Here is a 14,047-nt window from a genome sequence, read left to right as displayed (position 1 = left end):
AGAGGGTTGCGACGCTGGTGAAGCCGACCGCGCCCGTCGGCAGGGAGCGACTGGCAGTGCTGCCCCGGGCATGCTTCGATCCGGGAGCCGTCGTTGGCATTGCTTCCGCGAAAGGAAACGCGCGTCATGAACTCCGCCCCCCGCTTCGAAACCACCGAGATCCACGACGCGGACCTCGACACCATCTCCGGTGGTGTGGCCGTCGCCGCCGCCTCCGGTCTGCACATCGAGGCCGGGCCGCTCACCGTCTGCGCCGACCTCGGCGCGTTCGTCTCGGCCAAGGGTGTCGCCGCGCACGCGAACGCCGACGTCGTCCTCGGCTGAACCGTCACAGCACGCCCGACGGGCCCCGGATCCACCGATCCGGGGCCCTTGGTGTCTCCTCCGGAGGAGGAACGCGTCCCGGCCCTCGGCGAGCGGGCCGGTCAGGCCCAGTCGGTGACATGCTGGCAGCCCCGGAGCGTTTCAGGAGGCCCTCATGCACGAGCAGCCGTCCGTCCTCACCGCGCTGGTGTCCGCCCTGCGCGGCGGTTCGATCGAGGTCCTCGACCTCACCTCACCGCTCTCGTCGTCGACCCCGGTGATCCAGCTGCCGCCCCAGTTCGGGCAGACGGCCGTCTTCGAGTTGGAGGAGATCAGCCGGTACGACGACCGCGGACCGGCCTGGTACTGGAACAACTTCCGCAGCGGCGAGCACACCGGCACCCACTTCGACGCCCCGAACCACTGGGTGACCGGAAAGGACCTCGCCGACGTGGCCTCCGTCCCGGCCCACCGCCTGATCGCCCCCGCCGCCGTGCTGGACTTCACCGCCGAGGCGGGCAAGGACCCGGACTTCCTCGTGGAGGTGGACCACGTCAAGGCGTGGGAGGAGCGCAACGGACCGCTGCCGGACGGCGGTTGGCTGCTCCTGCGCACCGGCTGGGACGCCCGCTCGCACTCCCAGGAGGCCTTCCTGAACGCCGACGAGGACGGCCCGCACACCCCGGGCCTCTCCCCGGAGTGCGCCCGCTGGGTGGCCGAGGAGTCCCCCGTGCTCGGCCTCGGCGTCGAGACGGTCGGCACGGACGCCGGACGCGCACACTCCTTCGACCCCGCGTTCCCCTGCCACTCCTATCTGATGGGCAGCGACAAGTACGGCCTCACCCAGCTCCAGAACCTCGCCGCGCTGCCCGCGACCGGCAGTGTCGTCATCGCGGGACCGCTGCCCATCGTCGCGGGCTCCGGCTCACCCGCGCGCGTGCTCGCCCTGGTGGAGCGGTCATGAAGGTCGCCGAGGCCGTCGGACGGGCCCTGCACGCGGCCGGGGTCGAGCAGGTCTTCGGGGTCGTCGGCTCCGGCAACTTCCACCTGACCAACGCCCTGGTCGCGGCCGGTGCCCGGTTCGTCGCCGCCCGTCACGAGGGCGGTGCGGCGACGATGGCCGACGCGTACACGCGCGTGAGCGGTACGCCGGCCGCCGTCAGCGTCCACCAGGGACCCGGGCTCACCAACGCGCTGACGGGGATCGCGGAGGCGGCCAAGAGCCGCACGCCGCTCCTCGTGCTCGCGGCCGAAGTGACCCGGCCGGCCTCCAACTTCTACGTCGACCAGGAGGCGCTCGCGCGAGCGGTGGGCGCGGTGCCGATGCGGATCACCTCGGCCGAGGACGCCGTAGGACAGGCATGTGCGGCGGTGCGGCGGGCCCTGCACGAGCGACGCACGGTCGTCCTCAACCTCCCTCTGGAGGTACAGGGGTTGGACGCTCCCGAAGCTGCCCTCGCGCAGGTGTCACCGCCGCCGCCACGACCGGCGGTTGTGCCGGCCGACGCCGAAGTGGCGGCCCTGGTGCGGGTGTTGGAGCGGGCCAGGCGGCCGGTCTTCGTGGCCGGTCGCGGCGCGCGCTCACCCGGTGCCCGGGACGCCCTCGAAGCCCTCGCCGAACGCTGCGGCGCGCTGCCGGCAACCTCGGCGGTGGCACGCGGACTGTTCCACGACAACCCCTGGTCGCTCGACGTGTCCGGCGGCTTCGCGACCCCGCTGGCCGCCGAACTCATCGGCGGCGCCGACGTGATCGTCGGCTGGGGCTGCGCCCTGAACATGTGGACCATGCGGCACGGAGCACTGATCGGCGCCGACACGACCGTGGTCCAGGTCGACGACGACCCGTCGGCACTGGGCGCGCACCGGGAGCTGCACCTCGGGATCACCGGTGACGTCGAACTCACCGCACGGCACGCGCTGGAGTCCTTCGGCGGGCAGCGCGAGGGCCTGCGCACCCCGGACATCGCCGCAGCCGTCGCCACCCGCGGGCGCTGGCGTGACGTGCCCTACGAGGACACGAGCACCCGCGACCGGATCGACCCGGTCACCCTGAGCATCGCGCTCGACGACCTCCTCCCCGCCCAGCGGGTCGTCGGCGTCGACTCCGGCAACTTCATGGGTCACCCGAGCATGTTCCTGTCGGTGCCCGACGAGCACGGGTTCTGCTTCACCCAGGCCTACCAGTCGATCGGGCTCGGCCTGGCCACCACGATCGGCGCCGCCCTGGCCCGCCCGGACCGGCTGCCGGTGGCCGCGCTCGGCGACGGCGGGGCGCTGATGGGGGCCGCCGACCTCGACACCGTACGGCGGCTCGGGCTGCCCATGGTCGTCGTCGTGTACAACGACGACGCGTACGGCGCGGAGGTGCACCACTTCGGCCCCGACGGACACCCGCTCGACACGGTCGAGTTCCCGCCGACCGACATCGCGGCCGTGGCCCGCGGCTACGGCTTCGAGGCGGTGACCGTACGCACCCGCGCCGACCTGAAGGCGGTGGCGGACTGGGTCGCAGGGCCGCGGTCGGCGCCCCTGCTGATCGACGCGAAGGTCGTGCGGGACCGGGGCGCGTGGTGGCTGGAGGAGGCTTTCCGGGGGCACTGACCGGCCTCCCCTCGGAAGAGTGAGGGCCCGGCGTGGGACGCCGGGCCCTGGCAGGCTCAGACCGCCGACGGGTACGTCGGGTACTCCACCCCGGAGACGTGCTGGACGACCCGGATCACCTGGCAGGAGTAGCCGAACTCGTTGTCGTACCAGAGGTAGAGGATCGCGTTGTCGCCGTCGACCTTGGTGGCGCCCGCGTCGATGATCGAGGCGTGGCGGGAGCCGACGAAGTCCATGGAGACCGCGTCCGGGGCCGTCGTGAAGTCGATCTGGCGCTTGAGTGGGGAGGTCAGCGAGACGTCACGCAGGTAGTCGAGGACCTCCTCGCGGGTCGTCTCGCGGCCCAGGCGGAGGCTCAGGATCGCGATGGAGACGTCCGGCACCGGGACCCGGATCGAGCTGCCGGTGATCGGCGCCTTGAGGTCGGGCAGCGCCTTGGCCACGGCGGAGGCGGCGCCGGTCTCCGTGATGACCATGTTCAGCGGCGCGGAGCGGCCCCGGCGGTCGGCCTTGTGGTAGTTGTCCAGCAGGTTCTGGTCGTTGGTGAACGAGTGGACCGTCTCGACGTGGCCGCGCAGCACCCCGTACTCGTCGGCCATCGCCTTCAGCGGCGGCACGATCGCGTTGGTCGTGCAGGAGGCGCAGGACAGGATCTGCTCGTCCGGCTTGATCGTGTCGTGGTTGACGCCGTGCACGATGTTCGGGACGTCGCCCTTGCCCGGCGCGGTCAGCACGACCTTGTCGATGCCGGGGCGCAGGTGCTGCGAGAGGCCCTCGCGGTCACGCCACTTGCCGGTGTTGTCGATGAGGATGGCGTCCTTGATGCCGTACGCCGTGTAGTCGACCTCGGAGGGGTCGTTGGCGTAGATCACCTTGATGGTGTTGCCGTTGGCGACGATCGCGCCCTCGGCCTCGTCGACGGTGATCGTGCCCTGGAACTGGCCGTGGATGGAGTCCCGGCGCAGCAGCGAGGCCCGCTTCACGAGATCCTCGGAGGCGCGCCCGCCGCCCCCGCGGACCACGATCGCGCGCAGCCGCAGACCGTTGCCGGAGCCGGCCTTCTCGATCAGCAGCCGGGCGACCAGGCGGCCGATGCGCCCGAAGCCGTAGAGGACGACGTCGCGCGGCTCGCGGCGCTCGATCTTGTTGCCGCCCGTCGCGCCGGCCACGGCCTCGGCGGTGAACTCGGCGACCGACAGGCCCCGGTCGTCGTCCTTGTAGATCTCGGCCAGCCGGCCGATGTCGATCTGCGAGGGGCCGAGGTCCAGCGTGGTGAGGGCCTGGACGAAGGGCAGGGTGTCGGTGACGGAGAGCTCCTCACCGGCGATCTGCCGGGCGAACCGGTGGGTCTTGAGGATGCTGACCACCGACTTGTTCACGAGGGAACGGCTGTGCAGGAGAACCGTTACGTCCCGCTCCCGGTGCAGCCTCCCGATCATCGGGATCATCGATTCCGCGATCTCCTCGCGGTTCTTCCAGTCGGTGAACGAGTCGTCCTTGACAGTCACAGAATTCTCTTTCGAGCTAGGCGGCGCTCATATGCTAACCCCCTGATGTTTTGATCGATCGTCGGGGTGTCACAGCTCACTGCCGGTAGCTCACGGCCCCAGGATCCGGGGCGGCGGAGCGTCCGGGACCGGCCGCAGCAGCGAGGGGTGCGCGTCGGCCACCCGTTCCTTCGTGAACGCGGCCACGATCCTGCGGGCCAGCAGCGGATCGGCCGGCAGCGCGTGCGCGGCGAACCAGCGGGCGGCCGACGGGTCGGGGGAGGGCTCGACGAACTCCGCGCCCGCGTAGTCGTCCAGCGGCGGGTCGTAGAGGTAGCCGGAGACCACGTCGTGCCGCACCAGCCGCTGGACCAGGGCGTCGCGGTCGTGCACCAGGAGCGGCACCCGGAAGAGGGGGAGGGGGCCGTCGTGCGCTGTACGGTCGCGCAGCGCGGGTGAGGCCCACGGGGTGCCCGACAGGAGTGCGACGCCGGCCCTGCGCCGGGCGAGGTCCTCGTCGAGGCGGGCCATCCGCAGCCCCAACTGGCCGCGGACCAGGGAGCCGTGCCGGGAGCGGTAACCGTGCAGATCGACCCGGATCCACCGGTCGTAGGCGGTCAGGCTCGGTGCCTCCCGGCCGGCGGCGGCCAGTCGCGGCGCCCGCAGGTCCATCCGGAACGCCTCGCGCTCCATGAGCCCCAGCCGCTCCATGGTCCGCCACACCGGCCGCACCAGGTGCAGCGACCGGACCGCGGACCGGGCCAGCGGACGCAGCGTCGTGGCCAGGTCCTCGCGCAGCCGTCCGGGGGTCAGCAGATCGTCCCGCAGCAGCTCCAGCTCGCGGCGGGTGCGGGCGTCCTCGACGGCGAGGAAACCGCCCGCCATCCCGGCCACGTGCTTGGACAGGCTGAAGGCCGCCGCCTTGCCGAAGGTCCCGACCGGCTGCCCGTCCACATGGCTGCCGATGGCGTGCGCCGCGTCCTCGAACAGCGGGATCCCCAACTGCGCGCAGCGGCGGCGCAGTTCGAGGACCCGGTCGGGCACGCCGTACAGGTTGGTGGTCAGGACCGCGTCGATGCCGCGCCAGGTCGACTCCGGTACCGCGGCCGGGTCGATGTTGCCGTCCCACGCGGACACGGGGGCCTGCACGGGGCGCAGCCCGGCCGCGAGGACCACGAACAGGATCACGTCGTCGTTCACCGGTGACATCAGCACCCGCGCGCCCGGCCGGCACCAGCGCCTGAGCGCCAGGTACAGGGCCAGCCGGGCCGACGGTGTGTAGACGCACTCGCGTCCCAGTCTCCGGGTCATCGTCGCGGCCAGCCGCGAGCCGTACGGCATCGGCACCCCTTGTGTCGACGGGCAGGGAAGGACCGTGCAGGAGAAGAGCGCCTCGCTGGGGGACAGGAGGGTGAGCGGGCTCAGCTCGCCAGCGGTCCCGCGCTGCCGGAGTCCGAGTGGTGCCGGGAGGTGCGCAGGGTGCCTACGGTCTTCAGGAGGCGGTCCGCGGGCTCGCGCAGGGCCGGGTGCGCGTTGACCGTGTTGCGCAGCCCCCGCACGGGGCGGCGCCACATCCGGTGTGCGGTCGCCACCGGGTGCGGACGGGTGGCGAATCCTTCCGCCACGCGCAGCTCGCGGGTCTTGAGCCAGTCCTTCCACTCCTTGTCGCCGCGCCCCATGTCCATGAGCCGCGCCCCCCGCCGTCCCGCCGCCTCCGCCATCCGCAGATGCATGATCAGGCCGGGGGAGTAGTAGCGCAGCTCGGGGTCGTACGCGGTGAACCAGGGTGCGAAGACCGTGCGCGAGATCGGCCCGAAATGGGCGGCCACCGGCCGGTCACCGGCGTACACCACCGAGAGGACCCCGGTGAAGTGCTCCTCCCGGACCTGGAAGAGGTCCTCCACCAGGTGCACGATCCACGGCCGCGCGAACCGGTCCATCCGGCCCGTCCTGCGGTACTGGGCGGACTTCCACCGCATCAGCGTGCGCAGCGCGGCCGGGTCCCGCTCGTCGAACACGAACCGCATCTCGCCCAGGTCGCGGGTGAGCCGGCGCTCCTTCTTGAGCGTCGTCTTGGCGAGGCCCGGGTAGGCGCCGCGCAGCCACTCCGGGTAGCTGTCGCTGCCGACCTTCAGATCGATCACCGGGGAGGCGAAGGTGCCCGTGACGTAGGGGGCGAAGGGCTTCTGCTCCTCCACCAGGTGGTCGAACTCGAACACCGAGAGCCCGCAGGCCTTCAGCAGGGCGCGGGTGTCCCAGGTGACCCCGGGGCGGTGCACCAGGCCCTGGCAGTCGGAGAGTCCGAGGCCGACGGCCCGTCCGACGCCGAGGGTGCCCCGCTCGTACGGCAGGAAGCCCACGGCCTCTCCGCGCTGGTGGAGGACCGCCACCCGGGTGCCGGTCCGGTGTCTGCCGATCCCGGCCGCGAACTCCGGTGCCAGGAAAGGGTTGGCGTAGTCGGGGGACTCGTCCATCGCCCGGTGCCAGGCCCCCCGGAGCGCGGCATCGAGTTCCTCGGGTCTGTGGATCGTGATGTCCGTGTCACTGCTCGTCGATCGCATGGGCGACCGCACCCCCCCAATTCCCCCACTGCCGATCGAACTGTCGGCAAGGATCAAACGTCGCGAAACAGTACGCACGCTGTCAAGGGTGCCTGCTGTAACGGAACAACGCGGAAAACGTGCATATGGTTCCCACGAGCGGTCACGAAAGCAGCCGCCGCTCCTTGGCCACGGCCACCGCGCCCGCGCGGGTCTCGACGCCCAACTTGCCGTAGATCCGGCCCAGATGGGTCTTGACGGTCGCCTCGCTGATGAACAGGGCCCGGGCGATCTCCCGGTTCCCGAGGCCGAGGGCGAGCTGCGCGAGGATCTCGTGCTCGCGCGCGGACAGGGCGGGCCGCGGGCTGCGCAGCCGGGTCAGCAGCCGGTCGGCCACGGGGGCGGAGAGCGCGGCGCGGCCGGTCGCGGCGTCACGGATCGCCGCGAACAACTCCTCCGGCTGTTCCGCCTTGAGGAGATAGCCGGTCGCGCCCGCCTCGATGGCCCGGGTGATGTCGGCGTCGGTGTCGAACATGGTGAGCACCAGCACGCGCGGGCCGTTCGCGCCCCGGGCGGTCAACTGCCGGGTCGCCGTCACCCCGTCCATCCCGCCGTCGAGCTGAAGATCCATCAGCACGACATCGGGGCTGAGGTGGGCCGCCATGGCCAGCGCCTCCTCACCGGTCGCGGCCTCGCCGACCACGTCGATGCCGTCGGCACTGGAGAGCAGGGCGCGCAGTCCGGCGCGGACGACGGCGTGGTCGTCGCAGAGCAGGAGGCGGACGGGCGGGGAGGGGATGGTCGTACGCCTCACCGGGACTCCTTGAACAGCCGCCGGGGTTCCTTGACCAGCCGCCGGCGCTTCTTGATCAGGTGCCGGGGTTCCTTGATCAGTCACAGGGTGGCCCCCTCGACCACGAGCGGGACGGCGACCGACACGACGGTGCCCTCACCCGGTGTGGACTCCACGGTGAGGGCACCGCCTGCCTGGCGGGCGCGGATGCGCATGGCGGGGAGGCCGTGTCCACGCGTTGACGGCTGGTCGTGGCCACGAGGCGAGGGCTGGCCGTGCCCATGCGTCGACGGCCGGTCGTGCTCTCGCGTCGACGGCCGGTCGTGCTCATGTGTCGAGGGTCGGGGCTCCGCGGACCCGGGCGGTGCGAACCCCCTGCCGTTGTCCGCGACGTCCAGCGATACCTGGTCGTCCAGCCAGGTCAGGGTGAGCGCGGCCCGGGTCGCCGCCGCGTGCTCGCGTACGTTGGCCAGCGCGCCCTGCGCGATCCGCAGCAGCGCGCCCGCGACCCGCTCCGGCAGGGGCGCCGGCTCCCCGTCGAGCCGGAACTCCACGGTCAGGCCGGGACCGCTCTCCCGCCGGGCGAGTTCGCGAAGCGCCTCGGCGAGGGAGCGGTCCGCGAGGTCGGCCGGGGCCAGGTCGTGCACGAAGCGACGGGCCTCGGCGAGGCTGTGCGAGGTGATCTCTGCCGCCGCCCGCACATGGTCCCGGGCCTGGTCCGACCCCCACACCCGCTCGGCGGCCTGGAGCAGCATTCGCTGGCTGGACAGACCCTGCGCGAGGGTGTCGTGGATCTCCGCCGACAGCCGCTGCCGCTCCGCGAGCACACCGGCCCGCCGCTCGGTCGCGGCGAGCTCGTGCCGGGTGCGCACCAGGTCCTCGATGAGGACCCGCTGCCGGGCTCCCTGCCGTTGCAGATGCACCAGTACGGCGGTGGCGACCGCGGCGACGGCCGGCGGGGCCACGACCATGTTGGGGTTGAGGGGCCCGTCGGCCACCCGTATCTCCGAGAGCACGACCAGCGTGGTGAGCACGGCCGCCGACGGCACCGCGATCCTCGGCGGCAGCGCGTGCAGCCCGGCGAAGAGCAGAGGCATCACACACCAGGTGGCGCTCGGCGCGAGAGCCAGCAGGACGACCCAGACGGTGGTGACCGAGCCCAGCCAGAGCAGATGGCGCCGGGTGGGCGGCAGTCCGGGGCGGGGCGGCGGGGCCAGCAGATGCCCGAGGACGTAGAGGAGACAGAAGAAGCCGAACAGCGCCACCACCCAGCCGGTCCGCGTCCCGCCCTGGTCACGGCTCAGGAAGCGGGCGAAGGACGAGCCCAGCAACAGGAAGAACGCGCCGTGCACGATCACGCCCAGCCAGCGCTCTTCCGGATCGGTGTGGTTCATGCTCCGTGTCTAACGCCCCCGACGCGGCCGCGCATCAACCGATCGGCTGACATGGCGGTCGCCCGAACCTCCCCGGGGAAGGCACCTGTCGACCGAGCCCTATGCCCGGCCGCCGCACCGAGGCTTGGCGGCACAGCTTCTTCCTGACGAAAGGCGTCGGCATGCCCGCCAAGAACCTCACCGCCAACCGTGCCGCACTCGGGCACCGGGTCGGCTACGCCCTGCGCCACCCCGACCGGGTGCCGCGTCATCTGGCGCGGGCCGCCCGGGACCTGTGGCTCAGCCGTCGCCACCCGGACCACATCGCCTACTACCGCGCCGTGATGCGCTCCGACACCCGCACCGACCCGGACGCGGCCGTGGGCAGTCGCAACCGGGAGCGCTGGCTGGCGCTCGGGGCGATGCAGTTCGACTACCTGCTCGGCCACGGCCTGCGGCCCGAGCACCGGATGCTGGAGATCGGCTGCGGCAACCTGCGCGGCGGCTGGCGCTTCATCCGCCATCTGGAGCCCGGCCACTACTACGGCATCGACATCTCGCCGGACATCCTCTTCGCGGCGCAGGACACGGTCGTCGCGATGGACCTCCAGAAGCGACTGCCGACCCTGACCCCGGTCCGCGATCTGACCCTCGGCTTCCTCCCGGAGTCCCACTTCGACGTCGTGCACGCGCACAGCGTCTTCTCGCACTCGCCGTTGCCGGTGATCGAGGAGTGCCTGGCGCATGTCGGCCGGGTCCTCGCTCCGGGCGGCTGGTTCGACTTCACGTTCGACCGCACGGAGGGCGAGGAGCACCACGTACTCCGGGAGGACTTCTACTACCGCGTGGAGACACTCGTCGCCCTGGCCGAGAAGCACGGCCTGCGGGCCCGCTTCATGGCCGACTGGGAGAAGCTCCCGCACGGCCAGTCCAAGCTCAGGCTGACCCACGCCGAGCCGTAGCGGACGTGACGGGCCTTCGTCACCGGCCGGGTCCGAAACATGGCCCGGCCTACGCCGTGCGGTCGCGCCACGCCGGCTGGCGCCCCGCACCTCGGCCTGTGGCCCGCGCGCGGGCCGGGTGCCGTCTATTGGTCCGCAAGTGGGCGCGCGAGCCGTGTCATGGTCCGCCCGCCGACGCGACCAGCACTGTCCGGCGGTCGGCAGGTGGGCCCGGTGTCCTCGGGCATCCCGTACGCCGACTGGACCATCGCCATCCCGCGGTCCACGCGTCCGGGCGCCATCCTGGGCTTCGCCCGTCGGCGGGACGAGCGCCGCCTGCGTCCCACACGCTGGCCGGGCCGGACCCGTCGTTGGGCGCGCACGTGGGCCGGGCGCCGTCTCCTGGTCCGTCCGCCGGCGGGATCTAGGCTGTCCCGCGGTCCGCACGCGTCCGGGCGCGGTCGCGGGCTTCGCCTGTCGGCGTGATCAGCGCCGCCCGCGTTCCACCGGTTGGCCGGACCCGTCGTTGGGCGCGCACGTGGGTTGGGCGCCGTCTCCTGGTCCGCTCGCCGGCGGGATCTAGGCTGTCCCGCGGTCCGCACGCGTCCGGGCGCGGTCGCGGGCTTCGCCTGTCGGCGTGATCAGCGACGCCCGCGTCCCACAGGTTGGGCGGACCTGTCGTTCGGCGCGCGCGTGGGCTGGGCGTCGCGTCGTGGTCCGCCCGCCGGCGCGATCAGCGCCGTCCCGCGGTCCGCAAGTCGGCCGGGTGCCCTCCGGCATCCCGCACACCGACCGGAACATTGCCATCCTGCGGTCCGCACATGACCGGGCGCCGTCCCCGGACTCCGCTCGCGGGCCGGATCGCCCCACCCCGCTCAGCCCCCCGGCAACTCGGCCAAGCGCCCCCCGCCCCCGCTCCGCCCCCCACAACTCGGCCAAGCGCCCGTTCCCGCCCCGCCCCCTCGGACACCCCACCCCCACCCGCCCCCCTTTGCATGTGTCACGTAAGCAAAACCCGCGCCCCCTCCTCAATAACCACCCCCGGGGTCTTGTTCGGACAATCTCCGGGGATCTAGGGTCACTCCGGGGAGCAAGCGCTTTCCCCGCACGTCAGCGTCCCGTCATCGGACGCCCGAGGAGGACCGCATGTCCCGTCCAGCCCGTCGCCGAGTCGCTGTGGTCGGCACCGGCGCCATCGTCAGCGGCAGCCACCTGTCCGCGCTCAGGGCCCACGCCGAGCGGGTGGAACTGGTCGCCGCCGTCGACGTGGACCAGGGCAGACTCGACGCCTTCCGCGAACTCGCGGGCGACGAGGTCGCCGGGTTCACCTCCGTCGACGAGATGCTGGACGCCGTACGACCCGACCTGGTCCTCATCGGCACCCCGCCCTCGCTGCACCGCGAGCAGACCGTGGCCGCGCTCAAGACCGGCGCCTGGGTGCTGTGCGAGAAGCCGCTGACGCTGTCGCTCGCCGAGTACGACGAGATCGCCGCCGCCGAGGAGGCCTCCGGGGCCTACGCCTCCGTGATCTTCCAGCACCGCTACGGATCCGGTGCCGTCCACGCGCGCGAACTGATCACCAGCGGTGAGCTCGGCGCCCCCCGGGTCGCGCACTGCCAGACCACCTGGCACCGGGACGCCGCCTACTACGCCGTACCGTGGCGCGGCACCTGGGCGAGCGAGGGCGGCGGTCCGACCATGGGCCACGGCATCCACCAGTACGACCTCCTCCTGCACCTGCTCGGCCCCTGGGCGGAGATCCGCGCCATGGCCGCCCGGCTGGTCCACGACACCGAGAGCGAGGACGTCTCCACCGCCCTTGTCCGGTTCGAGAACGGCGCCCTCGCCACTGTCGTCAACAGCGTGCTGTCACCCGACGAGGTGAGCCGCATCCGCATCGACTGCGCCGACGCGACCGTCGAGCTCACCCACCTCTACGGCCACCGCAACGAGGACTGGACCTACACGCCCGCCCCACACGTCGCCTCCGAACGGGCCGACGCCTGGCGCACCCCCACTGCCGACGTGCCCAGCTCGCACGCCGCCCAGCTCGGCGCGCTCCTCGACGCGTACGACAACGGTGTCAGGCCTCCCGGCAGCGGCGCCGACGCGCGTGCCACCCTCGAGTTCGCCGCCGCGCTCTACAAGTCGGCGTTCACGGGGCACCCCGTGCTCGCGGGTGAGATCGCGCCCGGCGACCCCTTCTACCCGGCCATGCACGGCGACCACCCCCACTGGGCCCCCAAGGAGCGCGTATGAGCATCCGCGTCAGCCACGTCCACGGCGAGCACATCGCCGTCGAGGCGGCGAACGGCACGGAGATCCTCCGCTACGTCTACCGACCCGACCCCGAAGCCTTCGAGGCCCAGAAGCCCTACGCCCACCCCGTACGCACCCTCGGGGGCCGCACGGTGACCGGCTACCGGCCCAACGACCACCGCTGGCACAAGGGCCTGCAGATGACGGCGAGCCATCTGTCCGGGCAGAACTTCTGGGGCGGCAACTGCTACGTCCACGGGCAGGGCTATCTGCCGCTGCCCGAGCGCGTCGGCTCGATGCGGCACGACGGCTTCACCGCGTTCACGGCCGCCGAGGACCGGCTGGACGTCACCGAGGCCCTGACCTGGGTGGAGAACGGCGGCGAGGAGTGGGCCCGGGAGGAGCGGGGCCTGGCCGTCCACTCGGTCGACGAGGCCACCGGCTCCTGGGCGCTGGACTGGTCGATCCGGCTCACCAACCTGCGTGCCGAGCCCCTCGCCTTCGGCTCCCCGACCACCGCGGGCCGGGAGATGGCCGGCTACACCGGACTCCAGTGGCGCGGCCCCCGCGACTTCACCGGCGGCACGGTCTTCGCCCCCGACACGGACGCCGACGCGGACAAGCTGATGGGCACCCAGGGCCCCTGGCTCGCCTTCACCACCGAGCACGACGACGTGGACGCCCACTCCACGCTCGTCTTCGCGCACGCCCCCGAGAACCTCGACCCCGGGACCGCGGTCCACGAGTCGCACTGGTTCGTGCGCTCCCAGCCCTTCCCGACGGTCGCGTTCTCCTGGGCGTTCTTCGAGGAGTTCGAGCTGCCGCCGGGGGAGTCCTTCGCGTACCGCTACCGGCTGGTCGTGGCCGACGGCGCCTGGGATGCCGAACGGGTCGGTGAGCACCTGGAGGGGCTGTCGTGGTGACCGGACCCGCCGACGTGCCCAAGCCGGAGCTTCCCCACCCGCTGCCCGGTGCCGTCGGTCTGTCGCACCTCAGCGCCTACGACTGGGAGGCCGCCGACGGCGTCTGCGGCGGCAGCCCCCATCTGCACCTGGTGTGCACGGAGGCGTACGTCGTCACCGGCGGCCGGGGCGCGGTGCAGACGCTGAGCCCCGACGGCTACCGGGAGATCCCCCTGGAGCCGGGGGCGATCGCCTGGTTCACGCCCGGCACCGTGCACCGCATGGTCCAGGGCGGCGATCTGCGCATCACCGTGCTGATGCAGAACAGCGGCCTGCCCGAGGCCGGGGACGCCGTCTTCACCTTCCCGCCGGAGGTCCTCGCCGACCCCGCGCGGTACGCCGCGGCGGCCCAACTCCCGCCCGGAGCCGGGCCGGAGACGCCCGACGCGGCCCGGCGCCGCAGGGACCTCGCCGTCGAGGGCTACCTGGTCCTGCGCGAGTCCCTGGCCGCCGGCGACAACACCCCGTACCTGGAGTTCCAGCGCGCGGCCGCCCGCCTGGTGCGGGAGAAGGTGCCCACCTGGCGCGAGCTGTGGCAGGCGGGGGCACTGGCCACCGCCGAGCGCACCGGCGCCCAGCTGGACGCGCTCGCCTCCGGTGAGCCGTCGTACCTCGGGGAGGCGACCGCTCACGAGGCCGCCCCGACCCGCCTCGGCGGCTTCGGCATGTGCGGCAGACGCGACGAGTACAACCTGCCGGGGACGACACTGCCGTACCGCGGCGAGTAACACCCGTTGTCCCGGGGGGAGGTCCGAGGGGGGCCGTAGAAAGTCCGAGGAAGGGATGAG

General features: G+C 72.6%; 12 protein-coding genes. 7 read left to right on the top strand and 5 right to left on the bottom strand.

Annotated elements, in window-relative coordinates; all coding sequences use genetic code 11:
* Positions 1-126: 126 nt before the first annotated feature.
* From AC2XR2_RS04285 to AC2XR2_RS04275, 3 genes are all read left to right on the top strand, one after another.
* Positions 127-324 carry a hypothetical protein gene (locus tag AC2XR2_RS04285; RefSeq protein ID WP_330268715.1) on the top strand — a complete coding sequence of 66 codons (198 nt, stop codon included), beginning with the start codon at positions 127-129 and terminating at the stop codon, positions 322-324.
* A gap of 154 nt (positions 325-478) precedes the next feature.
* On the top strand, positions 479-1,267 hold the full coding sequence (locus AC2XR2_RS04280) for a cyclase family protein (RefSeq protein WP_491514313.1): 789 nt from the start codon (positions 479-481) through the stop codon (positions 1,265-1,267).
* Entirely contained in the window at positions 1,264-2,904 is a 1,641-nt protein-coding gene (locus AC2XR2_RS04275; protein ID WP_491514312.1) for a thiamine pyrophosphate-binding protein, read from the top strand. The genes AC2XR2_RS04280 and AC2XR2_RS04275 overlap by 4 nt, the downstream gene beginning before the upstream one ends.
* 56 nt (positions 2,905-2,960) lie before the next feature.
* On the opposite strand, the gene AC2XR2_RS04270 is transcribed toward AC2XR2_RS04275, so the two are convergent.
* From AC2XR2_RS04270 to AC2XR2_RS04250, 5 genes are all read right to left on the bottom strand, one after another.
* Complete coding sequence (locus AC2XR2_RS04270; RefSeq protein WP_381307059.1) at positions 2,961-4,412, bottom strand: glyceraldehyde-3-phosphate dehydrogenase; 1,452 nt, start codon at positions 4,410-4,412, stop codon at positions 2,961-2,963.
* Positions 4,413-4,502: 90 nt separating this feature from the next.
* The gene (locus AC2XR2_RS04265) at positions 4,503-5,732 is read right to left on the bottom strand and encodes a DegT/DnrJ/EryC1/StrS family aminotransferase (protein ID WP_330268719.1); all 1,230 of its coding nucleotides are present in this window, start codon (positions 5,730-5,732) and stop codon (positions 4,503-4,505) included.
* 80 nt (positions 5,733-5,812) lie between these two features.
* The gene (locus AC2XR2_RS04260; RefSeq protein WP_381307064.1) at positions 5,813-6,952 is read right to left on the bottom strand and encodes a GNAT family N-acetyltransferase; all 1,140 of its coding nucleotides are present in this window, start codon (positions 6,950-6,952) and stop codon (positions 5,813-5,815) included.
* 142 nt (positions 6,953-7,094) lie between these two features.
* Entirely contained in the window at positions 7,095-7,745 is a 651-nt protein-coding gene (locus AC2XR2_RS04255; RefSeq protein ID WP_449348349.1) for a response regulator, read from the bottom strand.
* An 80-nt stretch (positions 7,746-7,825) separates the two neighbouring features.
* Positions 7,826-9,118 (bottom strand): sensor histidine kinase, encoded by a 1,293-nt coding sequence (locus tag AC2XR2_RS04250; protein ID WP_491514311.1) that lies wholly within the window; start codon positions 9,116-9,118, stop codon positions 7,826-7,828.
* A gap of 161 nt (positions 9,119-9,279) precedes the next feature.
* Here AC2XR2_RS04250 and AC2XR2_RS04245 point away from each other — a divergent pair, with 161 nt between their 5' ends.
* The 4 genes from AC2XR2_RS04245 (at position 9,280) to AC2XR2_RS04230 (ending at position 13,987) form a co-directional block, all read left to right on the top strand.
* On the top strand, positions 9,280-10,059 hold the full coding sequence (locus AC2XR2_RS04245) for a class I SAM-dependent methyltransferase (RefSeq protein WP_491514310.1): 780 nt from the start codon (positions 9,280-9,282) through the stop codon (positions 10,057-10,059).
* A 1,125-nt stretch (positions 10,060-11,184) separates the two neighbouring features.
* Positions 11,185-12,297, top strand: coding sequence for a Gfo/Idh/MocA family protein (locus AC2XR2_RS04240; protein WP_449348346.1), 1,113 nt, complete (start codon positions 11,185-11,187; stop codon positions 12,295-12,297).
* Positions 12,294-13,220, top strand: coding sequence for a DUF6807 domain-containing protein (locus AC2XR2_RS04235; RefSeq protein WP_491514309.1), 927 nt, complete (start codon positions 12,294-12,296; stop codon positions 13,218-13,220). The genes AC2XR2_RS04240 and AC2XR2_RS04235 overlap by 4 nt, the downstream gene beginning before the upstream one ends.
* Positions 13,214-13,987, top strand: a complete 774-nt coding sequence (locus AC2XR2_RS04230; RefSeq protein WP_381307079.1) for a cupin — start codon at positions 13,214-13,216, stop codon at positions 13,985-13,987. The genes AC2XR2_RS04235 and AC2XR2_RS04230 overlap by 7 nt, the downstream gene beginning before the upstream one ends.
* The last annotated feature ends 60 nt before the right edge of the window (positions 13,988-14,047 follow it).

Source organism: Streptomyces sp. LS-MS-L19, assembly GCF_058382285.1.
Note: the sequence above shows the minus strand (reverse complement) of the source record. Positions and strands in the feature narration are given on the sequence as shown.

What these genes read in the sequence shown, in the direction of transcription:
- AC2XR2_RS04285 (WP_330268715.1), top strand. Translation starts at nt 127, where the DNA reads ATGAACTCCGCCCCCCGCTTCGAAACCACCGAGATCCACGACGCGGAC.
- AC2XR2_RS04280 (WP_491514313.1), top strand. Translation starts at nt 479, where the DNA reads ATGCACGAGCAGCCGTCCGTCCTCACCGCGCTGGTGTCCGCCCTGCGC.
- AC2XR2_RS04275 (WP_491514312.1), top strand. Translation starts at nt 1,264, where the DNA reads ATGAAGGTCGCCGAGGCCGTCGGACGGGCCCTGCACGCGGCCGGGGTC.
- AC2XR2_RS04265 (WP_330268719.1), bottom strand. Translation starts at nt 5,732, where the DNA reads ATGCCGTACGGCTCGCGGCTGGCCGCGACGATGACCCGGAGACTGGGA.
- AC2XR2_RS04260 (WP_381307064.1), bottom strand. Translation starts at nt 6,952, where the DNA reads ATGCGATCGACGAGCAGTGACACGGACATCACGATCCACAGACCCGAG.
- AC2XR2_RS04250 (WP_491514311.1), bottom strand. Translation starts at nt 9,118, where the DNA reads ATGAACCACACCGATCCGGAAGAGCGCTGGCTGGGCGTGATCGTGCAC.
- AC2XR2_RS04245 (WP_491514310.1), top strand. Translation starts at nt 9,280, where the DNA reads ATGCCCGCCAAGAACCTCACCGCCAACCGTGCCGCACTCGGGCACCGG.
- AC2XR2_RS04240 (WP_449348346.1), top strand. Translation starts at nt 11,185, where the DNA reads ATGTCCCGTCCAGCCCGTCGCCGAGTCGCTGTGGTCGGCACCGGCGCC.
- AC2XR2_RS04235 (WP_491514309.1), top strand. Translation starts at nt 12,294, where the DNA reads ATGAGCATCCGCGTCAGCCACGTCCACGGCGAGCACATCGCCGTCGAG.